Here is a 21379-nt window from a genome sequence, read left to right as displayed (position 1 = left end):
AGAAGATAGGCAATGTTGTGGAGGTTATACCGGCAGGAAAGCCAATATCTTCTTCAAAATTTCCGACACTGAGCGGTGGCGGCGCGCCTCGCAAAGAAGAGAGCTATGTAGTGTGCGTTGGACCAAAACCCAGCTCACGCGCAAAGCCTAAGTATTACTGGCCCCGCGTGTCGGCGCTGAGCCTTCACAAAGATAAATAGCCCCCCCCGAGCGGGTTTCTTTTTACCTACACAAAGGCCAAAACCATGAGCACACAAGATTGCATTATCTGCTGGGTAGTGACTGTGTTGCTGATGGGGTTGGCGATGATAGCTGGAGGGGGCGTATGAGCACTGGCATAGGGAAGCACAAATTCAGCACTAGTAACGGAAGTATATGGAACCCCGACGAAGCAATATGCCCCTATTGCAGTTATGAGCACTGCGTGGCTGACCACTGTGATGTGGGTATTGGGATGGTTCAGTGCGGGCCGTATCATTGCCCGGCTTGTGAGGCATCTGAAATTAGCAGTTTAGATACCAGAGAGCTCACCGAGAGAGAAAAAGAGACGGGCTGGTTTCAGCCGGGTAGCGCGTTTAGTGCTGCTGCTAACACGGTAAATGGTCGCCTTGTCGATCATGTTGAGGCAAAGGAATTTTATGACATCGGCTTGCTGGATAAAAAGGCATTGGGCCAGTAACAACTGACAACGCTCACTGCCTCCGGCATCGCTCCGAGCACTTACGCACTTCATCCCAGCACTTCTCCCACTTTTTACGCCATGTGAAAGGCCGCCCACACACGGTGCAGATTTTGGTTGGTAGTTCACTTTTCTTCATAAAGCACCTCATCTGGAAAGTGATGCAGAGGGATTATTTTAGATGAATTTAGAGTGGTCGCAACGATGTGGCCAGTAACAACTGACAGGAGATAGAGATGGAGTGGATTAAATGTAGTGAGCAACTTCCCGAGTTAATCGATGATTTGTGCCTGGTGTATTCGGCAACTGGTGGTGACCAGTATGGATTCCCGGTTGGCGGTTACGATTGCGTGCATGTCCAAGATTACTTTGGTGATGTAACAAATGGTCTGAGCGTGAATGGCGAACAGTTATACACAAAAAGGTACCTCCATAGTGGCATCACGCATTGGATGCCATACCCCAAATTACCCACAGACTAGCAGCGCAATGGCTTGTGATTACAGGCCATGAAGGTGCTAGTCACCAACGCTTAAGAGTCGAGCCCTTGAGCAACAAATAGAACGTTACATCCTTACGCCCGGCGCAATGCTGGGCTTCTTTTTTCCAACACCAACCAACCTAAATTTTCAGGAACCCATGATGAACTACGCCATCGTGGGTGGACCCGTCGTGGGTTTCACCCAACACAACGAATCACAACTTGACCGCCTCGTTCGCCGCCTCCGCTCGGGATGGCGCTCTCTTATCGACACACTGAATCAACCAGGTAACCCGCTATGAGAACACGTCATTTCAGAAAGGCTCAGGAGCTTTCGCGTGAAGCCGTCCTGTATAGCAGCCCTGCCAAGTGGGCGGTGGCGATGAATCTGTTACGGAGAGCTATCAAATGAAATTCCCTCAGTCACGTATCGCGCTTATCTCATGGCACCGCCATTACCTTTTGCTGGCTAAAGAGAGCCGCAGCACTGGTGATCGTGAGTCAGCAGCGCACTTACAGATGATGGCAGCCACAACGCGCCGTCACATTGTCACCCTTCATACTAAGGCAGCGGCATGAGCGAAGACGATGCAGCGTTTATTGAATTCATGCAGGGTGCGCTTGGCGACCTGTCCGACCATTTGACATACGAGCAAGCCGCAAAGGATGCGATTGCCGATCACCGCACGGAACGCCAGTTTGAAATGATGGGAGGCATGAATGAGCGTCTATAAGGCGATTAGCGCTGTAGCCAAGGAAATGGCTGAGAAAGGCATTAGCAAGGACCGCAAGAACGTGCAGCAGAACTTCCAGTTTCGCGGCATCGATCAGGTTTACAACGCTCTGGCGCCAATGCTGGCAAAGCACGGGCTGGTAATCTTGCCCCGAATTACAGAGCGCACCGTAACTGAGCGAACCACACAGAAAGGCGGCGTCCTGTTTTACGTTGTGGTGAAGGCTGAGTTCGATTTCGTTGCCACTGAAGACGGCAGCATTCATACCGTGACGACATACGGTGAAGCCATGGATAGCGGCGACAAGGCGACCAACAAGGCTATGTCGATCGCCTACAAGTACGCAGCGTTTCAGGCTTTCTGTATTCCTACGGAAGAAACCGCAGTTGATCCTGATGCAGAAGTCCATCATGTGGCGCCACAACAAAAAGCCAAGCCTGCGCCGGATGCAGCGCTGGCTGCGTTCACTGAGGCCGCCATGAAGAAGTCAACGCTGGAAGATTTGAAACAGGCGTTTGGTGAAGCATGGCAAATGCTTGATGGCACGCCAGAGCAGAAAAAGGCGAAAGAAGTTTATGACATCAGGAAATCAGAATTGGAAGGAGCAGCAGCATAATGCCAATCAATGTGATCACAATATCCGGCAACGTCGGCAAGGATGCCGTTTTGCGCGTCACCCCGAATGGCAAGCACATCGCCACCTTCTCTCTGCCGGCCAAATCTGGCTTTGGCGACAAAGAGAAAACCTCCTGGCTGCAGTGCAAAATGTTCGGCGCGATGGCCGAGAAATTAACTCAGAGCATCACCAAGGGCGCGAAGGTTACGGTAAGCGGTGAGTTTGTTCTTGAAGAGTGGGATCGCGATGACGGCAGCAAGGCGTCTATCCCCACAATTCTGGTTCGTGACATCGACCTGCCACCGAAACAAGCGGGAAACGGAGCGCCATCGAATCAGCCGCAAGCTCGTGGGCAATCTACCGCATCCAATCAGTTTGATCCGGATATTCCCTTCTGATTTAACCCACCAATAAGGCCTCCATCATGAACCATTCACCGGTACAACCGGCGCATTTGTCACGCCTGGATGCAGCTGACGAAGAGATAAAGCGCCGTAAGCAGGAAGTGCTGGATGGGGTGATGGCGGCCTTGCAGGCACAGGCTGCCGGCGCTGACCACCCTCGCCTGTTAACGCCTGAGCGAAAAGAATCGCTCTACATCAAAGAGATTGAGCGGCGTGAGCATTACGAAATGTCGAAGCGCCCACCGCTGCCACAAATCATCGTGACGAAGAAAGTCGACGATTACGAATGGCGCGACTTTACGAACACCATTCGCGGACGCTTTGGTGCAATAAGACAAGAGTAGCGGCACAGCGCCGCGCCAGATTAATCGACGCTGGCCTGTACCCGGTTGGCGAATGAGGGGAAAGAGTGATGAGTGAAGTTAAGCGTGTAGAGATTGACCACAAGGGATTGCCTTTCTTCGATGACAGGGGCGTTTATGTCTTTTACGAAGACTACGCCGCCCTGCAGCAGAAGCTGGATGCGGTGCTGGCAGAGAATGTGGACCTGAGGGATGCAGGAAAATCTGCGGTTCAACATTGGGCGGCAGCAGATACCGGAAGTATGGAACGACTCATGGATAAATGCATGCCAGCCTTGAGGGATGCATGCAACTTTTCCCCAGCCACTGACGCCATCCTCAACGAGGTGCGGGCGGAGGGTGCAATTGCATGCGGCGTTCATCTTCGGGAATGGTACGACTATCAGGTCGAAAGCCGAGCTGAAGATTTCGCCGCCCAACTACGCGCCGGCAGCACCGAAGGAGGTGTGTGATGTACATATCACCCATCACCCTTAAACAAGCTCAAAAGTTCGTGCTTGATTATCACCGGCATAATAAACCACCCCGTGGGCATAAGTTCAGCATCGGCCTTAAAAATGAAAATGGTGAGTTGATTGGCGTTGCCTGCGCTGGTCGCCCGGTCGCTCGCCACTTTGATAATGGGCTGACTTTGGAGGTAAATCGCACTTGTACAGATGGCTCACGCAATGCCAATTCGATGCTCTATGGAGCAGTATGGCGAGCTGCAAAAGCTATGGGCTACGAGCGATGCATTACTTACACGCAGGCGGATGAGTCGGGAGCATCTTTACGAGCCTCTGGATTTGTCAAAGTCAGAGATATACCCGCGCGGCCTGGCTGGTCCGCCTCAAGTGTCGCGCTGAAAGATATGCGAGACCCGGTGGGTAATGGCGGTGTCGATAGAGTGCTGTGGGAAATAAAAATAAAAGGAGCCAACCATGACTAACCAGCAACTAAAAGCACATTGCGAAGACGTTATCGCCAATCCGCAAGACCATTCCGAGATGGTGCTCGCTATGGCTAAGGCGCTGTTGCCGTGCCTTGAGGCTAAGCCGGTATTCTTCGTTGAAATTGAGGGAGATGATTGGACTAACTCAGGGCGAATTGAAGGTGATGAGCGACCGGACTTGGGGTTGTTGCCGGAAGGAATTAATCATCTATACGTAGTGCCGCCAGTGACAGAGCTGAAGCCGATTGAGTTGGGAGCGGTGACTTATTGCGAGGATGGAAAGCCGTGGTTTACAGCAGATGAAGTTATTTCAGCCATCCGCGCCGCCGGATGCGAGGTGAAGTCATGAGAAAGCTTGAGTCGTACGAGTGGCAATTTCTTGGTTTCTTAGGATGCATGCTCGCGATAGCCGTGGCCTTCATCTTCATCGTGCTTGGACTTGTGGAGGCTTACTCATGAGCAAAGAGGGTCAAACTCTAATCGAGCACATTAATAGCGTGCTGAAAGACTACGAAGAACACGGAGGCATCGGCTGGGGTGAAGATGTTTACCGCATCGCACTTGCCGCACTCACCCAACCTGCAAGCCCGGCTTTGAAGCTTCCTGAGGTGCCGCCCAATGCGCTGGTTGCACTATGCGAGCAGATGTACGACCACAGAAGCACAGGCGTAACAGTAGCCCATGATGTTTGGCAGGATTGCATTGAAGAGTTGCGCATTGATGTACCACACACAGCACCAATAGAGTCTATATGTGCCACAGGTGGTGCAGAGTGGGTGAAGGTGAGCGATAAGATGCCATTGGAGTTATCGGATGAGCATATCAGTGAAGTTGAAGTTATTGTGACAGACGGAAAGAAGGTAGGAACCTGTGAGTGCCGCAGGGGATATATGCCGCGTCCGTGGGTTGAGTGGTCTAATTATGGTGATATTGACGCAGAGAAAATCACCCACTGGATGCCACTACCAGTGGCTCCGGAGGAAGAATGATTAATCCAGACGATATCAAGGCGGGATACACGCTAGGTCATGCTGATGCGCAGATATTGCGTGATGCAGTTAAGGAGTTACTGGCGCTGCGGAAGGCGTTTAGTGAGCCGGCGGCTTGGGTTAATCGCACGGACGTTGAGCAATTTGAACCGCACATACTTGCCAAAAGAAGCAAAAGCCTTGCGTGCACGCTGCCGCTCTACCGCAAACCCATCGACAGCGCCACTTGAGTGCTCACCTACCGATAGCAGTAAAGTTTCTTATGGGTTAGTCGATGATTTATCCTGTCATAATATTCTGACCAATCAAAAGGAATGCAAACGATGGCAAGTTTTCAAAAAATTGATATATCCATTAATGGTGTGAGCTATCCCGACGCTTACGGCAGGCATGTTGGTAAGCCAGAATGGCGTGAGTCAATTATTGTTATTGAGAGAGAGGGTGGTGAGATAGCTCACTTAGAAGCCATCCCGCTGGATAGCGTCGTTGACGTTCAGGATACAGGTTTGCCGGGAACATTCTCTGGCGAGTATCAGTATATCGGTGGAAATTACCGCCAATACATATTCAGACTAAGCAATCAAAAAATCTAACCTGCTCCGGCAGGTTTTTTTACGCCCAAATTTTGGAGATAAATCATGTCTGACGAACTCGACCAAGCCTCAGAACTAGAAATGCTCAACACGCAAATTGCGCTGGCTAACCGGCAGAGGCCGACGATGACATTCACAGGTCTATGCCAGAACGGCGACTGCGGCGAGAAAGTGGATAAGGGCTTCTTCTGCTGCCCTGAATGCAAAGATGATTATGAGCGCATTGAGCGTGCTCAGCAGCACAGAAAGGTGGCATGACACCGCAGACTGAAAACGCGTTAAGGGCCGTAGCGCGTAAGTGCAGAACGGAAATACTAACCGCCATTGACGGCAAGCCCAAATCAGAACACGACCGTATCATCACGACACTTCTTGATAAGCACGCCAAAACCATCATCTGCCTGCCGCCCAATACGTTCCGGCCAAAAGCCTGGCTGGTCCATTACGTGCGTCAGATTGAAAAGGAAGCGCGACAGTGAATCGATACAGACTCATCTACTGCGATCCGCCCTGGGCGTATAGCAACACCATCAGCAACGGCGCAGCAGCCGACCATTACCAGACGATGGCGATCGCGGATATCAAGCGGCTGCCGGTCTGGGATATTGCGGCCGACGACGCAGTTCTGGCGATGTGGTACACCGGGACCCATAACGCAGAAGCCGTGCAGTTAGCAGAGGCGTGGGGATTCAAGGTCAGGACGATGAAAGGTTTCACTTGGGTGAAGCTGAACCAACTGGCTGAGCAGCATATCAACAAGGCGCTGGCGGCTGGCGAGGTCGAGGACTTTTTTGATCTGCTGAATCTGCTTAACGCGCAAACAAGAATGAACGGTGGAAACTACACCAGAGCCAACTCGGAAGACATGCTGATCGCTGTTCGCGGTGCGGGCATTGAAAGGATTAATGCATCAGTTAAGCAGGTGATTTACAGCCCGCTTAGTGAGCATAGCGCGAAGCCATGGGAGGCGAGACACCGGCTTGAGTTACTTTATGGTGACGTTCCTCGCATTGAGCTTTTTAGCCGCGGCGACGCTGCTGGCTGGCATCACTGGGGGAATGAAAACCCACGTAACGATATCGAGCTACTGCCCGGTGTAGCGATCCTGCCTGGAGCACGATCGGACGCAGCAGCATGACCACCACCTGCGAAGACATCACCCCGGCTGAGGTCATCATCGATTTCAGCCTTCTCGCTGCAGTAATCATCGTTTTTATCCTCGGCAAACCACCTAAGGAGTGAGTGTGGCTATATGGTCACATTTGCTCTGATTGGGTGGAGTTGTTGCTATATACCGACACTGGAGAATCCATGGAAAACGTTATTCAACTGGCGCCAAGTAAATGGGTGTCGGAATCTGTACTCATGGCGATAACCGGCATGAAGAAAAACACCATCAAAACTGCCCGCGAAGTGTCATGGATGGAGGGGCGAGAATACAAACACGTCGCGCCGGACGGCATCCCCTATGACAACAGCATGTGTTTTTACGACTGGAAGCTCATAGAGAAATGGATTGAGAAGCAACCGCCGGCGATCCCCCGCAAGAAATCTGCTTAAATGTGCTTCCCTTTCACAGCGAGGAAATGAGATGGCTAAATACCCGACCGGGGTTGAGGCTAATGGCAACAACCTGCGCATCTGGTTCACATGGCAGGGAGCCAGGCGCAGGGAGCAGCTGAGCGTGCCAGATACCCCAAAGAACAGAAAGTTGGCAGGAGAGCTTCGGGCAAACATCGTTTACCAGATCAAGACAGGCACTTTCGATTACCGCGATAGCTTCCCCGAGTCACAGCTATTTAAAGGAGAAGTAAGGGAGGATGAAAGGTTCACAATAAAGCAGGTTGCCCAAAAATGGCTGAAGCTGAAACAAACGGAGATAGCTCACAGCACCTACTGCACTTATGAGCGGCGCATGCGAGTAACCATTGAAATGTTAGGAGAGGATCGACCGATAAAAACCATCACTGGCGAGCACTTGCTGGAACTTAGAAACGAGCTGCTTACCGGTTACCAATGTGAAGGAAGAAAACATAGCATAATAAAGAAAGGAAGATCGGCTGCCACGGTGAATGGCTGCATGTCTGACCTGTATGCAATATTCAAATTCGCACTGGATAATGGGTACATAACCAAAAACCCGATGGCAAACATTAGCATTCTCCGTAAGGAGCGGAAGAAACCTGATCCACTAACCCGAGAGGAATTTCCGCGCGTCATTCAGTGTTGCAGAAACCGTCAAATTGCTAATCTCTGGAGTCTGGCCGTTTTAACTGGCCTGCGTCACGGTGAATTGTGCGCACTCGCCTGGGAAGATATTGATCTGCAGGAAGGCTACCTGATGGTGAACCGCAACCTCACAAATGAGGATCGATTTACCCCACCCAAAACAAGGTCGAGCACAAACCGCAAGGTCTGTCTGGTGAATCCCGCAATTGAAATATTGCGCGACCAGATGGAGCTTACAAGAATGAACCGTCCATCGATCATCAAGGTCGAGACGCGGGAATACAATTCAGCAGAAGATGAGGAATGCACATTCGTATTCAACCCTCGCCTTTTTGCGATCAACAGCCGAGCGGGAGATTATTACTCTGTTGCGTCACTACGTCAGACATGGACAGGTGCGCTGAAAAAGGCAGGCGTTCGACATCGTAAGGCATACCAGTCCAGGCACACATTCGCATGCTGGTCTCTAGCTGCTGGCGCAAACCCAAATTATGTAGCCGCACAAATGGGACACGCCAATTCGCAAATGGTCTACCTGGTTTACGGAACATGGATGCAGGAAAACAACGATGAGCAAGTCAGCCTGATTAATTCAAAATTTGCTGACGTTGCCCTACATATGCCCTACCGCAAAGCATCAGGAGGATAATTTCAAACCCCTTCAGTAAGTTACCCCACTACACTTGCATACTCATGATATCGGTATACGCCGACACCAGTTTGTTACGCACCTGCACGCCCATCTGCATGGAAATAGAGGATTTTTGCAGATCGACCATCACATCATTTAACTGGATGCCCGGTTTACCCATTTCGAAATCCTGTGCCTGAGCGCGAGCCGTTGTCTGGGTTTCGCTGATCTTGTCGAGTGCTGCTTTCATGGTGGCACTGAAATCGACCTGATTAGTGGACTCCGCTTGTTTACCGCTGGCCTGCAGAGACGTCATCTGCAGCTGCTGCAGCACACCCTCAATCGCCTGAATTGACATTGCCTGACCCCTAATGAAGAAGTGATTAAATTTTCACGATGAGAAAGTTAACACACTGTCAATAGGACAAAGGCGCTAAATGACCGCAAAAAACCCGGCTTATCCACCCATCGATGTCGCGGCTTTCAACAAATAATGCCTGCCATTAAGTGGAATTTAATTTTTCTCCTCTCCCGATTTTAGGGGAGAAGTCTTCAGGGAGTACGTTTTGTCACCACAACACCACACCCGATCAATAATGTCAGGCAGGAATCGGTCATGAATGCGAGTGCAGCCGCTACACAGGATACAGCTAAGAAAGGCTTCAATGACCTTCTCGCCCGCCTGCGCGCCAATCCGCGTATTCCCTTAATTATCGCTGCTGCTGCGGTTATCGCGGTGGTGTTTGCGTTGGTGCTGTGGGCAAAAGCGCCAGACTACCGCGTGCTTTATAACAACCTCTCCGATGAGGATGGTGGCGCGATCGTCACGCAGCTGACGCAAATGAACATCCCTTACCAGTTCGCCGATAACGGTGGAGCACTGATGGTGCCCGCCGATAAAGTGCATGAGCTGCGTCTGCGTCTGGCACAACAAGGCTTACCGAAAGGCGGAAACGTTGGCTTCGAACTGATGGACAAAGAGAAGTTCGGTATCAGCCAGTTCAGCGAGCAGATCAACTATCAGCGTGCGCTGGAAGGTGAACTGTCGCGCACCATCGAAACGCTCGGTCCGGTGAAGAGCGTACGCGTGCATCTGGCAATGCCGAAACCGACCTTGTTCGTGCGTGAGCAGAAAGCCCCTTCCGCCTCGGTGACGCTGAACCTGCAGCCAGGCCGCGCATTAGATGAAGGCCAGATTCAGGCCATTCAGCATATGGTCTCCAGCAGCGTGGCCGGTTTACCGCCGGGCAACGTTACCGTTGTCGATCAGGCCGGTCGTCTGTTGACCCGCTCTGACAGCGAAGGTCGCGACCTGAATGATGCGCAACTGAAATATGCGTCTGAAGTGGAAGCGCGCTTCCAGCAGCGTATCGAAGCGATCCTCAATCCGATTGTCGGTCAGGGCAATGTGCATGCGCAGGTGACGGCGCAAATCAACTTCGACCGCAGCGAGCAGACCGACGAGAAATACCAGCCGAACGCCAATCCTAACAATAGCGCGGTGCGTTCACGCCAGACCAGCAACTCCGAACAGAATGGCAGCCCGTATCCAGGCGGCGTGCCAGGTGCATTGTCGAATCAGCCTGCGCCAGCCAATACCGCGCCGGTGACCAATCCGCCAACGAATAACAACAATAATGCCAACGGCCAAAACGCCAACGCGCAAACCGCCAATGCGCAGAATAACGGCAGCACCACCAGCACCGCACAGCCTTCTGGCCCGAGCAGCTCAACGCGCAACGACACGGTGAACTATGAGCTGGACCGCACCATTCGTCATACCAAGCTGAACGTCGGCGATGTGCAGCGCCTGTCGGTTGCCGTGGTGGTGAACTACCGCGACGACGGTAAAGGCAAAGCGGTGGCGCTTAACGAGCAGCAGATCAAGCAGATTGAAGATTTAACCCGTGAAGCGATGGGCTATTCACAAACCCGTGGCGACAGCGTCAACGTGGTGAACTCTCAGTTCAACATGACCGAGCCAAGCGGTGGCGACCTGCCATTCTGGCAGCAGCAATCGTTCTTCGATCAGCTGATGACTGCCGGTCGCTGGCTGCTGGTGGCGTTGGTTGGCTTCATCCTCTATCGCAAGCTGGTACGTCCACAGCTGGTGCGTAAGAAAGAGCAGGAGAAGGCAGCGGCTGAAGCGCTGGCGGCACGCTCTGCGGCCATGGAAGAAGAAGAAGCCTTTAACGTTCAGCTCAGCAAAGACGAGCTGGATCAGGAGCGTAAATCTACTAACCGCATGAGCGCCGAGGTGATGAGCCAGCGTATCCGCGACATGTCTGAAAACGATCCGCGCGTCGTCGCGCTGGTTATCCGCGAATGGATGAGTAAAGAACTATGAGTCTGACCGGTACAGAAAAAAGCGCCATTCTGATGATGACCATCGGCGAAGAGCGCGCGGCGGAGGTGTTCAAACACCTTAACCAGCGTGAGGTTCAGCACCTGAGTGGTGCCATGGCCAACATGCGCCAGGTTTCACACAAACAGCTGACCGAAGTGCTGCGCGAGTTCGAAGCCGATGCCGAACAGTTTGCGGCGCTGAGCCTCAACTCCAACGATTATCTGCGTTCGGTGCTGATCAAAGCGTTGGGCGAGGAGCGAGCTTCAAGCCTGCTGGAAGATATTCTCGAGAAAAACGAGACCACCAGCGGTATGGAAACGCTCAACTTCATGGAGCCACAGGCGGCCGCCGACCTTATTCGCGACGAGCATCCGCAGATTATCGCCACCATCCTTGTCCACCTCAAACGTGGCCAGGCGGCGGATATTCTGGCGCTGTTCGACGAGCGTCTGCGTCACGATGTGATGCTGCGTATCGCCACCTTCGGCGGTGTCCAGCCGGCGGCGCTGGCGGAGTTGACCGAAGTACTGAATGGCCTGCTCGACGGCACCAACCTCAAGCGCGCGAAGATGGGCGGCGTGAGAACCGCAGCAGAAATTATCAACCTGATGAAAACCCAGCAGGAAGAAGCGGTTATCGAAGCAGTACGCGACTTCGATGGCGAGCTGGCACAGAAGATCATCGACGAGATGTTCCTGTTCGAAAACCTGGTGGAAGTAGACGACCGCAGCATCCAGCGTCTGTTGCAGGAAGTGGAATCCGAACAGTTGCTGGTGGCATTGAAAGGTGCCGAACAGCCGCTGCGCGAGAAGTTCCTCAAGAATATGTCCGCCCGTGCGGCCGATATCCTGCGCGACGATCTGGCCAACCGTGGTCCGGTACGTATGTCGGCGGTGGAGAACGAGCAGAAGGCCATTCTTCTGGTGGTGCGCCGCTTAGCAGAATCCGGCGAGATGGTGATTGGTGGTGGCGAGGAAACCTATGTCTGATGCCTTTTCCGCCCGCGCGTGGCAGCGCTGGCAGCCTGATGATTTAGGCAGCCCGTTCGGTGCCGAACCGGAACCTCAGTTAGATGAACCGGAGATCGATGTCGAACTGAGCGCCGAAGCGGAACAGCAGCAACAGCTGGAACGCATGCAGCAGCAGATGCGCAAAGATGCGCAGACGCAAGGCTACAGCGAAGGCTATCAGAAAGGTTTTGCCGAAGCGCAACAGAACGGTTATGACGCCGGTTTCCAGCAAGGCTTAGCCGATGCGCAGCAGCAGCAAGCGCCGCTACAGGCACGTATGCAGCAGCTGGTGACCGAGTTCCATCACACGCTCGAAGCGCTCGACAGCGTGATCGCTTCACGTCTGATGCAGCTGGCGCTGGAAGCCGCGCGCACGGTGATTGGCCAGGCCACGCAGGTGGACGGCACCGCCCTGCTGCGTCAAATCCAGCAGCTGATTCAGCAGGAACCGATGTTCAGCGGCAAACCGCAGCTGCGCGTCCATCCGGACGATCTGCAACGCATCGAGCAGACGCTGGGTCCAACGCTCGATCTGCACGGCTGGCGCTTGCTGGCCGACAGCACGCTGCATCCTGGCGGCTGTAAGCTTAGCGCCGAAGATGGCGACCTTGATGCGAGCGTGGCAACACGCTGGCAGGAGCTGTGCCGCCTGGCCGCTCCGGGGACACTGTAATGACCTCCTCACGCCTTTCACGCTGGCTCGGCGCGCTCGACGCCTTCGAAGAACGCATTTCGCAGGTACAAACCGTGCGTCGTTACGGTCGCCTGACGCGCGCCACCGGCTTAGTGCTGGAAGCCACCGGCCTGCAGCTGCCGCTCGGTGCTACCTGCATTATTGAACGTACCGATGGCAGCAAGATCACTGAAGTTGAAAGTGAAGTGGTCGGCTTCAACGGCCAGAAACTGCTGATGATGCCGCTGGAAGAAGTCGACGGTATTTTGCCGGGCGCACGCGTTTATGCGCGCGTCAGTGGCGACAGCGGCCACAGCGGCAAACAGATGCTGCTGGGCCCGGAGTTATTGGGTCGCGTACTGGACGGCAGCGGCAAACCGCTGGATGGTTTGCCCGCGCCGGAAACCGGCTATCGCGCCCCGCTGATCACCGCGCCGTTCAATCCGCTGCAACGTACGCCGATTGAGGATGTGCTGGATACCGGCGTACGCGCCATCAATGCCCTGCTCACCGTGGGTCGCGGTCAACGTATGGGCCTGTTCGCCGGTTCCGGCGTCGGTAAAAGCGTGCTGCTCGGCATGATGGCGCGCTACACCAAAGCCGACGTGATCGTGGTGGGGTTGATTGGTGAACGTGGCCGTGAAGTTAAAGAGTTCATTGAAAATATTCTCGGTGCCGAAGGCCGTGCGCGTTCGGTGGTGATCGCCGCGCCGGCGGACGTCTCGCCGCTGCTGCGTATGCAGGGCGCCGCCTACGCCACGCGTATCGCTGAGGATTTCCGCGATCGCGGCCAGCACGTGCTGCTGATTATGGATTCCCTCACCCGCTATGCCATGGCGCAACGTGAAATCGCACTGGCCATCGGTGAGCCGCCGGCGACCAAAGGTTATCCGCCTTCGGTGTTCGCCAAATTGCCCGCGCTGGTGGAACGCGCCGGTAACGGTACGCACGGCGGCGGTTCAATCACCGCCTTTTATACCGTGTTGACCGAAGGCGACGATCAGCAAGACCCGATTGCCGACTCGGCGCGTGCCATTCTCGACGGCCACATCGTGCTGTCGCGCCGTCTGGCGGAAGCCGGTCACTATCCGGCGATTGATATCGAAGCGTCAATCAGCCGCGCCATGACCTCATTAATTGATGAGACGCACTACGCGCGCGTGCGTCAGTTTAAACAGTTGCTCTCCAGCTTCCAGCGTAACCGCGATCTGGTGAGTGTGGGTGCGTATGCCGCAGGCAGCGATCCGATGCTGGACCGCGCCATCAAGCTCTATCCGGAGATGGAAGCCTTCCTGCATCAGGGCATTTTCGAACGCAGCGACTACGACGATGCCTGTTTGCATCTGCAGGCGATGTTCGGTTAACGCCAAACGAGGTTAAGTGATGAAAACGGCCAGTGCGATCAACAAGCTACGCGATATGGCGGAGCAGGAACTGGAGAGTGCGGTGATTCACCTTGGCGATATGCGCCGGGGTGTGCAGCAGGCCGACGAACAACTCAGCATGCTGCTGGATTATCAGGATGAGTATCGCAACAAGCTCAATCAGGATATGTCCGGCGGCATCGCCAGCACGCGCTGGACCAATTATCACCAGTTTATTCAGACGCTGGAAAAAGCCATCGAACAGCATCGCCAACAGCTTTCCCTGTGGAATCAACGCCTCGACAGCGCGCTGAGCAACTGGCGTGAAAAGCATAAGCGGCTCAATGCTTATCAAACGCTGATTACGCGCGCTGAGGAAAACGCATTACGACAAGAAAACCGTCTCGATCAGAAACGGATGGATGAATTTGCCCAACGGGCCGCATTGAGGAAAGGCGAATGATTACGCTGCCAACAGTTGCTACGCAAACCTCGGTTTTGGGAGACGCTGACACTTCAGTTTCATCAGATGTTTTACAGGGCGCGGAGTCGCTGCCGCAGGGATTTATTACTGAGCTCGGCAACCGCTTGCTGACGCTGGTAAAGCAACAAGCTGTTAACACGCAATCGACTGATCTGACAGCAGAAGTTGATGAAAAAGACGTCAGTAAGGCTTCGCTAAGCGCGTTATTACAGGCGCTGGAGAAACCCGATGCGTTAAACGCACTTTTACTGCCGGAAAACACTAAAGCCACGCTGAAATCAGCCGATGATAAAGACAAGAGTGAGGCAAGTTCGTTAACTGCCAGCGACTTACAGAATGTGCAGGCGTTATTCGCCATGTTGCCGGTGGCGGTAGAGAACCGCACCAGCCCAACCAGCGTAAGTAGCAGCGCAGGCGAAGGGAAAACCGACACTCGCGCTTCGCTTAATGCCGCACTGTTAAGGGGTTCGCTGGACGGTGCAGTAAAAGAAGAGCACGCGCAGCCGGATGGCGCACAGAAGAAATCCAGCGATGCTGTAACGCTCTTAACGCAAACGGCCAGCAGCACGCAGAGCAGCAGCGTCAGCACCACCGCCAGTAACAGCAGCGGGTTGACGCTGGATGAGAGTTTTAAGCAGGTGCTGAATGCGCTGAGTAAGCCGGAAGCGCGCGCCGCCGCGCAGAGCAGTGATGACCCGGTGACGCCATTCACCAGCGCACCGCTCAGCGCCACCAGCTCGTTGGTAAGCAGCACCGCTTCGACCAGCACCACGCCGTCGACGCCCATGCTGAATGCGCAGCTCGGCAGCAGCGAGTGGCAGCAGGCGCTGAGTCAGCAGATTGTGATGTTTAGCCGCAACGGGCAGCAGAACGCCGAGTTGCGTCTACATCCGCAGGATCTGGGCGCTATCCAGATCAGCCTGACCCTTGATAAGGATCAGGCACAGTTAAATATGGTTTCCAGCCACAGCCAAGTGAGGGCCGCGCTGGAAGCGGCTCTTCCTCAGCTGCGTAGCGCATTGGCGGAGAGCGGAATAAACCTGGGACAGAGTAACGTCAGCAGCGACGCCTTCGCACAGGGCCAGAGTTATCAGGGCCAGCAGGAAGGACGTCGTGACGGACAGCACGGCAGCTTTACCCTCTCCCAGGACAGTGACAACGAGATAACGCCTATTGCCGTCCCGGCAGCCCTTCAAGCGCGCGCGGCCGGTAACGGCGCTGTCGATATCTTTGCCTGATAGCCGCTAAACGCTGAAGGTAAGCGTAAAACCCGCGTCTTTTCTTCCCATTGTTTGACTTAAGACGCGGGATAATCTGTCCAGGTCAGCCGAGAGGCTTACCCATAATTCACAGGAAGTAACTGCAAGATGTCTGATAACGCGAAAGCTAAAGGCCGCAAACGTTCACTACTACTACCGGTGTTACTGATTGTAACGCTGGCCGCTTGCAGCGTGGCAGGCTATGCAGTCTGGCGAATGATGAATAAACACGAAGGCAGCCAACCGGACGCGGCGAAAGTCGAGCCACCGGCTGCTCCCGTATTTTTTGCAATGGATACGTTTACAGTAAACCTGGTCAATCCTGACAACGATCCCGACCGTGTGCTGTACGTGGGTTTCACCCTGCGTCTGCCCGATGAGGATACCCGTCGTCGATTGAACGATTACCTGCCGGAAGTGCGCAGCCGTCTGCTGTTACTGCTTTCGCGTCAAAGCGCGACGGCTCTGGCAACAGAGCAAGGCAAACAGGCCCTGGTTGAGCAGATCAAACAGGTGCTGGCGCCGCCGCTGGTAAAAGGTCAACCGGCTCAGGTTGTCAATGACGTGCTGTTTACCGCCTTCATTTTGAGGTGATTTAATGGGCGATAGCATTCTCTCCCAGGCTGAGATTGACGCGCTGCTTAATGGCGACAGTGACAGTGCGGAAGTAGAGAACAGTTCCAAAGGGACCGATGGCGATATCCGTCCCTATGATCCCAATACTCAGCGCCGCGTCGTACGTGAGCGTCTGCAGGCGCTGGAGATCATCAACGAGCGCTTTGCCCGTCATTTCCGTATGGCGCTGTTTAACCTGCTGCGCCGTAGCCCCGATATTAGTGTGGGTGCGATCAAGATTCAGCCGTACCACGAGTTCGCCCGCAACCTGCCGGTGCCAACCAACCTGAACCTGATCCACCTGAAGCCGCTGCGCGGCACGGCGCTGGTGGTGTTTTCACCGAGCCTGGTTTTTATTGCTGTCGATAACCTGTTTGGCGGCGACGGTCGTTTCCCGACCAAAGTTGAAGGACGTGAATTTACCCATACCGAACAGCGTGTGATTCGCCGCATGTTGAAATTGGCGCTGGATGGCTACAGCGACGCGTGGAAAGCGATTTATCCGCTGGAAGTGGAGTATGTGCGTTCCGAGATGCAGGTGAAGTTCACCAACATCACCACTTCACCGAATGACATCGTGGTGAACACGCCGTTCCAGGTGGAGATTGGAAACCTGGTCGGTGAATTCAATATCTGTATTCCGTTTTCGATGATTGAGCCGCTGCGCGAGCTGCTGGTCAATCCCCCACTGGAAAACTCACGCCGGGAAGATAATCACTGGCGCGACAATCTGGTGAAACAGGTGCAGCACTCGGAGCTGGAGCTGATTGCCCATTTCGCCGAAACATCGCTGCGCCTGTCACGTATTTTGCAGCTGAAACCCGGTGACGTCCTGCCCATTGAGAAGCCGGACCGCATCATCGCTCACGTCGATAGCGTGCCGGTGCTGACCAGCCAATACGGCACCATCAATGGCCAGTACGCGCTGCGTGTAGAACATTTGATTAACCCGATTTTGAATTCGCTGAACGAGGAACAGCCCGATGAGTGACAGCAAGAAACCGTCCGACGACGACATCTCCGCGGACGATCTGTGGGCTGCAGCTATGAACGAACAAACCACCACCAGCGCGCCAGATCCAACTGAAAATGTGTTCAAATCGCTGGAAAATCCTGGCATCAGCGGCTCGCTGCAGGATATCGATCTGATCATGGATATCCCGGTCAAACTGACCGTGGAACTGGGTCGCACCAAAATGACCATTAAAGAGCTGCTGCGCTTGACGCAGGGTTCGGTGGTGGCGCTGGATGGGCTGGCCGGGGAACCGCTGGATATTCTGATCAACGGTTATCTGATCGCGCAGGGTGAAGTGGTGGTGGTGAACGACAAATATGGCGTGCGCATCACCGACATCATTACCCCGTCTGAACGTATGCGTCGTCTGAGCCGTTAAGCATGTTAAAACACACGCAAGCCGAACAACCGGTACCCAGCCAGCCGGTGGTCTCAACCGGTTCGGTGATTGGCCAGGTCAGCAGCGTGCTGGCAGTAATTGTTCTGCTGATTCTCGGCTGCGGCTGGCTGGCCAAACGCCTTGGCTTTGCACCGAAAACGGTGACCGGCCAGGCGCTGAAAGTCAGCGCGACGGTGCAGGTTGGCCAGCGTGAGCGTGTGGTCATTGTCGATACTGCCGATGCGCGTCTGGTGTTGGGCGTGACCGCCCAGCAGATCACCCATCTGCATTCGTTACCGCCGCTGCCGCCGGAAGAACGGGCAAATCACAGCGCTGCGCCACAGGATTTTCGTCAGCTGTTCCAGAACCTGGTTAAACGTCCCGGAAAACCACAATGATGCGTCGATTACTTCCTCTCTTGCCGCTGCTGTTGCTGGCACCGGTTGCGCATGCGCAGCTGCCAGGCTTAATCAGCCAGCCGCTGGCGAATGGTGGCCAGAGCTGGTCGCTGCCGGTACAGACGCTGGTGTTCATCACCTCGCTGACCTTTATTCCGGCGGTGCTGCTGATGATGACCAGCTTCACGCGCATCATTATTGTGTTTGGTTTGCTGCGTAACGCCCTCGGCACGCCGTCGGCGCCGCCAAACCAGGTACTGCTCGGCCTGGCGCTGTTTCTGACCTTCTTTATCATGGCGCCGACCTTCGACAAGATTTACTCCGACGCCTATCTGCCGTTCAGCCAGGACAAAATCAGTATGGCGGACGCGATTGATAAAGGTGCTCAGCCGCTGCGTGAATTTATGCTGCGTCAAACGCGCGAAGCCGATTTAGCGCTGTTTGCCCGTCTGGCTAACACCGCACCGATTCAGGGTCCGGAAGCGGTTCCGATGCGTATTCTGCTGCCGGCGTATGTCACCAGCGAACTGAAAACCGCCTTCCAGATTGGTTTCACCGTGTTTATCCCGTTCCTGATCATCGATCTGGTGGTCGCCAGCGTACTGATGGCGCTGGGGATGATGATGGTGCCGCCGGCGACCATTTCCCTGCCGTTCAAGCTGATGCTGTTCGTGCTGGTGGATGGCTGGCAGCTGCTGGTGGGTTCACTGGCGCAAAGTTTCTACTCTTGAGTGGCGTTCGCCCTCACCTTTCTTTCTCGAGGAGTGCAGCATGACACCTGAATCAGTGATGGTTATGGGCCAGGAAGCAATGCGTGTCGCCCTGCTGATGGCCGCGCCGATGTTGCTGGTGGCGTTGATCAGCGGGTTGATCATCAGCGTGCTGCAAGCCGCGACCCAGATTAACGAACAAACGCTCTCCTTTATCCCCAAGATTCTGGCCGTCGCCGCTACGGCGGTAATCGCTGGTCCGTGGATGCTTAATCTGATGCTGGATTACATTCGCACGCTGTTTAGCAATCTGCCGTACATTATTGGCTAATGATTAACCTCGACAGCAGCCAGCTGATCCATTGGGTCGCACAATTCTTCTGGCCGATGGTGCGTTTGCTGGCGCTGTTTGCCAGCGCGCCGGTGCTGAGCGAAAAATCGATTCCCAAACGCGTCAAGATTGGCCTCGCGGTATTGACCACCTGGATCATCCTGCCGGTGCTACCGCCGGTGGAGGCGACCCTGTTTACACCCGCGGGATTTTGGTTGCTACTGCAACAGCTGCTGATTGGCGTGAGCATCGGCCTGACCATGCAGTTCGCCTTTGCGGCGGTGCGCATGGCGGGGGAAGTGATTGGTTTGCAGATGGGATTGTCCTTCGCCACCTTCTTCGATCCGGGCAGCCGCCTGAACATGCCGGTGCTGGCTCGTTTTCTCGATATGCTGGCCATGCTGCTGTTTCTTACCTTCAACGGACATCTGTGGCTGATTTCACTGCTGGTGGACAGTTTTCATACGTTGCCAATCAGCGATCAGCCGCTCAACGCCAATGCTTTTATGGCGTTGGTGAAATCCGCGGGATTAATTTTCCTTAATGGCATGATGTTAGCGCTGCCCTTAATAGTTCTGCTCCTCACGCTAAACATGGCACTAGGTTTGTTAAACCGTGTTTCACCACAGCTCTCCATTTTCGCGGTTGGTTTCCCGATTACCTTAACGGTGGGCATCCTCAGCGTAGGGTTGATGATGCCGCTGCTTGCTCCCTTCTGCGAACATCTGTTTAGCGAAGTCTTTGATTTACTCGCCCAGTTTGTGTCAGAACTTTCCCGCGCCCGTTGATTAACTATTCTGTAGACGCCCTTAAGTAATAGTTAAGCATTCAAAATCTGTTAGTGCATTTTCTGAACCATATTTCTCAGAAATCAACTGAGGAAATTCTGATAAGTGCGCATTTTTGGTGAAAATTATTCTTATTAAACCGCGCTTCGCGTATTTTAGTCAGACGATTCCTAAGGGGTTAAACCTGCTGAATCGGTTGATTAAATGCTCAAAGGGCTGTTTTTAAACAAAAAAAATTTCACAGCGATTTTTCTTGTCTAAATCCCTTTTTTCCGGCATTGTCAACGCTCGCTGAAGCGTCATACTTTCGCCACACAAATGTTTTTAAGATTTGTCCTATCAGATTTGTCTGTGATCTGCGCGATAGTGACAGGGCTCTCAAAACAGAGCGAATAAAACACTTAATGCTAATCCTTAGCCATTCCCACTATGGCTGAGATGAGAGTGACGTGGATGTACTATAAAAAAAACTTCGCAGCACGGTTCAGGGAAGAGTCATGATGGCGCATGGACAACTATCGCCAATCTGCTGAGCAGAATAAAAAAGTGTCTTTGGAAATTTCTCTCGTACCGCAAACGCGTATTCATCGTTGATTTAAACGGATAACAAATTGGTGAGGGTCGCTATAATGCCAACGATTATTATGGATTCATGTAATTACACACGCCTGGGTTTGTCTGACTATATGTCTGCGAAAGGAGTTAAAAAGAAAAATATTACTCCTGTCTCGGATATCGACCAATTGCAACAAAGATGCGAGCAAATTAAGCCGGGCGTTGTGTTTATCAACGAAGAGTGCTTTATTCACGAATCTGATTCCAGCGATCGTATTCGTGCTATTATCATGCAGCATCCTGATACCTTATTCTTTATTTTCATGGCGATCTCGAATATCCATTTTGAGGAATACCTCTACGTTCGTAAGAACCTGATTATTACATCAAAATCGATAAAAACTTCGACGTTGGATTCGTTATTAGGCACCTATTTGCAAAAGAAACTCAACGCTTCGCCGCGTATTTCTGCCGGGCTCGACGTGCATCCACTGACATTAAGCCAGACTGAATCAAATATGCTGAAAATGTGGATGTCAGGTCATGACACCATTCAGATATCTGAGAACATGCAAATTAAAGCCAAAACCGTATCGTCACATAAAGGTAATATTAAACGTAAAATTAAAACCCATAATAAGCAGGTTATTTATCATGTCGTCCGTTTGACTGATAATGTCACCTCAGGGATTTATGTTAACGTGCGATAATTACCTATAGTGAATAAAAGGGCTAATCATCTGATTGGCCCTTTTCACGTTTTGAGAGTTTGATCCCACTTTCCTGCCTAATCCTTTCCCCC

34 protein-coding genes are annotated in these 21379 nt (G+C 53.4%); 32 read left to right on the top strand and 2 right to left on the bottom strand.

The genetic code is table 11. The features are described from left to right. Positions 1-325 precede the first annotated feature (325 nt). On the top strand, positions 326-679 hold the full coding sequence (locus tag PZBJ_RS20190; protein ID WP_101763973.1) for a hypothetical protein: 354 nt from the start codon (positions 326-328) through the stop codon (positions 677-679). Positions 680-692: 13 nt separating this feature from the next. On the opposite strand, the gene PZBJ_RS20185 is transcribed toward PZBJ_RS20190, so the two are convergent. Next, positions 693-818 (bottom strand): DUF2256 domain-containing protein, encoded by a 126-nt coding sequence (locus PZBJ_RS20185; protein WP_072930066.1) that lies wholly within the window; start codon positions 816-818, stop codon positions 693-695. A gap of 97 nt (positions 819-915) precedes the next feature. Here PZBJ_RS20185 and PZBJ_RS20180 point away from each other — a divergent pair, with 97 nt between their 5' ends. From PZBJ_RS20180 to PZBJ_RS20105, 17 genes are all read left to right on the top strand, one after another. Then, entirely contained in the window at positions 916-1161 is a 246-nt protein-coding gene (locus tag PZBJ_RS20180) for a DUF551 domain-containing protein (protein WP_101763972.1), read from the top strand. A 106-nt stretch (positions 1162-1267) separates the two neighbouring features. Further along, the gene (locus PZBJ_RS20175) at positions 1268-1462 is read left to right on the top strand and encodes a protease FtsH-inhibitory lysogeny factor CIII (RefSeq protein ID WP_338064771.1); all 195 of its coding nucleotides are present in this window, start codon (positions 1268-1270) and stop codon (positions 1460-1462) included. 273 nt (positions 1463-1735) lie between these two features. Continuing rightward, positions 1736-1894, top strand: a complete 159-nt coding sequence (locus PZBJ_RS24165; RefSeq protein ID WP_158238617.1) for a hypothetical protein — start codon at positions 1736-1738, stop codon at positions 1892-1894. Further along, complete coding sequence (locus tag PZBJ_RS20170; protein ID WP_101763970.1) at positions 1881-2510, top strand: ERF family protein; 630 nt, start codon at positions 1881-1883, stop codon at positions 2508-2510. The genes PZBJ_RS24165 and PZBJ_RS20170 overlap by 14 nt, the downstream gene beginning before the upstream one ends. Continuing rightward, the gene (locus tag PZBJ_RS20165) at positions 2510-2908 is read left to right on the top strand and encodes a single-stranded DNA-binding protein (RefSeq protein ID WP_101763969.1); all 399 of its coding nucleotides are present in this window, start codon (positions 2510-2512) and stop codon (positions 2906-2908) included. Before PZBJ_RS20170 ends, PZBJ_RS20165 begins: the two co-directional genes overlap by 1 nt. 26 nt (positions 2909-2934) lie before the next feature. After that, positions 2935-3258 (top strand): hypothetical protein, encoded by a 324-nt coding sequence (locus PZBJ_RS20160; protein ID WP_101763968.1) that lies wholly within the window; start codon positions 2935-2937, stop codon positions 3256-3258. Positions 3259-3326: 68 nt separating this feature from the next. After that, positions 3327-3728 carry a hypothetical protein gene (locus PZBJ_RS20155; protein WP_101763967.1) on the top strand — a complete coding sequence of 134 codons (402 nt, stop codon included), beginning with the start codon at positions 3327-3329 and terminating at the stop codon, positions 3726-3728. Further along, entirely contained in the window at positions 3728-4204 is a 477-nt protein-coding gene (locus PZBJ_RS20150) for an XF1762 family protein (RefSeq protein WP_101763966.1), read from the top strand. The genes PZBJ_RS20155 and PZBJ_RS20150 overlap by 1 nt, the downstream gene beginning before the upstream one ends. Then, positions 4197-4556, top strand: coding sequence for a hypothetical protein (locus PZBJ_RS20145; RefSeq protein WP_101763965.1), 360 nt, complete (start codon positions 4197-4199; stop codon positions 4554-4556). Before PZBJ_RS20150 ends, PZBJ_RS20145 begins: the two co-directional genes overlap by 8 nt. A 106-nt stretch (positions 4557-4662) precedes the next feature. After that, positions 4663-5196 carry a DUF551 domain-containing protein gene (locus PZBJ_RS20140; RefSeq protein ID WP_158238616.1) on the top strand — a complete coding sequence of 178 codons (534 nt, stop codon included), beginning with the start codon at positions 4663-4665 and terminating at the stop codon, positions 5194-5196. Continuing rightward, positions 5193-5426: a hypothetical protein gene (locus tag PZBJ_RS20135; RefSeq protein ID WP_101763963.1), complete on the top strand. Its 234-nt coding sequence runs from the start codon at positions 5193-5195 to the stop codon at positions 5424-5426. Before PZBJ_RS20140 ends, PZBJ_RS20135 begins: the two co-directional genes overlap by 4 nt. A gap of 93 nt (positions 5427-5519) precedes the next feature. Then, a complete protein-coding gene (locus tag PZBJ_RS20130) occupies positions 5520-5789 on the top strand; it encodes a hypothetical protein (protein WP_101763962.1) in 270 nt (89 codons plus the stop codon). 45 nt (positions 5790-5834) lie between these two features. Next, positions 5835-6047 (top strand): hypothetical protein, encoded by a 213-nt coding sequence (locus tag PZBJ_RS20125; RefSeq protein ID WP_101763961.1) that lies wholly within the window; start codon positions 5835-5837, stop codon positions 6045-6047. Next, positions 6044-6268 carry a hypothetical protein gene (locus PZBJ_RS20120; protein ID WP_101763960.1) on the top strand — a complete coding sequence of 75 codons (225 nt, stop codon included), beginning with the start codon at positions 6044-6046 and terminating at the stop codon, positions 6266-6268. The genes PZBJ_RS20125 and PZBJ_RS20120 overlap by 4 nt, the downstream gene beginning before the upstream one ends. Continuing rightward, entirely contained in the window at positions 6265-6927 is a 663-nt protein-coding gene (locus PZBJ_RS20115; RefSeq protein WP_101763959.1) for an MT-A70 family methyltransferase, read from the top strand. Before PZBJ_RS20120 ends, PZBJ_RS20115 begins: the two co-directional genes overlap by 4 nt. A 173-nt stretch (positions 6928-7100) precedes the next feature. Continuing rightward, entirely contained in the window at positions 7101-7349 is a 249-nt protein-coding gene (xisR, locus tag PZBJ_RS20110) for an excisionase family protein (RefSeq protein WP_101763958.1), read from the top strand. 31 nt (positions 7350-7380) lie between these two features. Next, on the top strand, positions 7381-8667 hold the full coding sequence (locus PZBJ_RS20105; RefSeq protein ID WP_101763957.1) for a site-specific integrase: 1287 nt from the start codon (positions 7381-7383) through the stop codon (positions 8665-8667). A gap of 28 nt (positions 8668-8695) precedes the next feature. Here the strand turns inward: PZBJ_RS20105 and fliE are convergent, their stop codons facing one another. Then, positions 8696-9007, bottom strand: coding sequence for a flagellar hook-basal body complex protein FliE (gene fliE, locus PZBJ_RS20100; protein WP_008105389.1), 312 nt, complete (start codon positions 9005-9007; stop codon positions 8696-8698). A 258-nt stretch (positions 9008-9265) separates the two neighbouring features. Here fliE and fliF point away from each other — a divergent pair, with 258 nt between their 5' ends. From fliF to rcsA, 14 genes are all read left to right on the top strand, one after another. Next, on the top strand, positions 9266-10996 hold the full coding sequence (fliF, locus tag PZBJ_RS20095; protein WP_101763956.1) for a flagellar basal-body MS-ring/collar protein FliF: 1731 nt from the start codon (positions 9266-9268) through the stop codon (positions 10994-10996). Continuing rightward, on the top strand, positions 10993-11985 hold the full coding sequence (fliG, locus tag PZBJ_RS20090; RefSeq protein ID WP_101763955.1) for a flagellar motor switch protein FliG: 993 nt from the start codon (positions 10993-10995) through the stop codon (positions 11983-11985). The genes fliF and fliG overlap by 4 nt, the downstream gene beginning before the upstream one ends. Further along, positions 11978-12679 carry a flagellar assembly protein FliH gene (gene fliH / locus PZBJ_RS20085; RefSeq protein ID WP_101763954.1) on the top strand — a complete coding sequence of 234 codons (702 nt, stop codon included), beginning with the start codon at positions 11978-11980 and terminating at the stop codon, positions 12677-12679. Before fliG ends, fliH begins: the two co-directional genes overlap by 8 nt. Beyond that, positions 12679-14043 (top strand): flagellar protein export ATPase FliI, encoded by a 1365-nt coding sequence (fliI, locus tag PZBJ_RS20080; protein ID WP_008105395.1) that lies wholly within the window; start codon positions 12679-12681, stop codon positions 14041-14043. Before fliH ends, fliI begins: the two co-directional genes overlap by 1 nt. Positions 14044-14062: 19 nt before the next feature. Further along, positions 14063-14506, top strand: a complete 444-nt coding sequence (gene fliJ, locus PZBJ_RS20075) for a flagellar export protein FliJ (RefSeq protein WP_101763953.1) — start codon at positions 14063-14065, stop codon at positions 14504-14506. Next, a complete protein-coding gene (locus tag PZBJ_RS20070; protein WP_101763952.1) occupies positions 14503-15765 on the top strand; it encodes a flagellar hook-length control protein FliK in 1263 nt (420 codons plus the stop codon). The genes fliJ and PZBJ_RS20070 overlap by 4 nt, the downstream gene beginning before the upstream one ends. A 129-nt stretch (positions 15766-15894) precedes the next feature. Then, positions 15895-16380, top strand: coding sequence for a flagellar basal body-associated protein FliL (gene fliL / locus PZBJ_RS20065; RefSeq protein WP_101763951.1), 486 nt, complete (start codon positions 15895-15897; stop codon positions 16378-16380). 4 nt (positions 16381-16384) lie between these two features. Beyond that, on the top strand, positions 16385-17392 hold the full coding sequence (fliM, locus tag PZBJ_RS20060; RefSeq protein WP_064739115.1) for a flagellar motor switch protein FliM: 1008 nt from the start codon (positions 16385-16387) through the stop codon (positions 17390-17392). Then, a complete protein-coding gene (fliN, locus tag PZBJ_RS20055) occupies positions 17385-17795 on the top strand; it encodes a flagellar motor switch protein FliN (protein WP_008105402.1) in 411 nt (136 codons plus the stop codon). Before fliM ends, fliN begins: the two co-directional genes overlap by 8 nt. Before the next feature lie 2 nt (positions 17796-17797). Next, positions 17798-18193, top strand: a complete 396-nt coding sequence (gene fliO / locus PZBJ_RS20050) for a flagellar biosynthetic protein FliO (RefSeq protein ID WP_101763950.1) — start codon at positions 17798-17800, stop codon at positions 18191-18193. Beyond that, positions 18193-18924 (top strand): flagellar type III secretion system pore protein FliP, encoded by a 732-nt coding sequence (gene fliP / locus PZBJ_RS20045; RefSeq protein ID WP_061723562.1) that lies wholly within the window; start codon positions 18193-18195, stop codon positions 18922-18924. The genes fliO and fliP overlap by 1 nt, the downstream gene beginning before the upstream one ends. 40 nt (positions 18925-18964) lie before the next feature. After that, the gene (gene fliQ / locus PZBJ_RS20040) at positions 18965-19234 is read left to right on the top strand and encodes a flagellar biosynthesis protein FliQ (protein ID WP_008105408.1); all 270 of its coding nucleotides are present in this window, start codon (positions 18965-18967) and stop codon (positions 19232-19234) included. After that, positions 19234-20022, top strand: a complete 789-nt coding sequence (fliR, locus tag PZBJ_RS20035; protein ID WP_101763949.1) for a flagellar biosynthetic protein FliR — start codon at positions 19234-19236, stop codon at positions 20020-20022. Before fliQ ends, fliR begins: the two co-directional genes overlap by 1 nt. Positions 20023-20651: 629 nt before the next feature. Then, a complete protein-coding gene (gene rcsA / locus PZBJ_RS20030; protein ID WP_008105413.1) occupies positions 20652-21287 on the top strand; it encodes a transcriptional regulator RcsA in 636 nt (211 codons plus the stop codon). The last annotated feature ends 92 nt before the right edge of the window (positions 21288-21379 follow it).

This window comes from Pantoea endophytica, assembly GCF_002858935.1.
GTDB classification, from domain to species: Bacteria; Pseudomonadota; Gammaproteobacteria; order Enterobacterales; family Enterobacteriaceae; genus Pantoea; species Pantoea leporis.
This window is presented reverse-complemented; position numbering and strand designations above follow the sequence as displayed.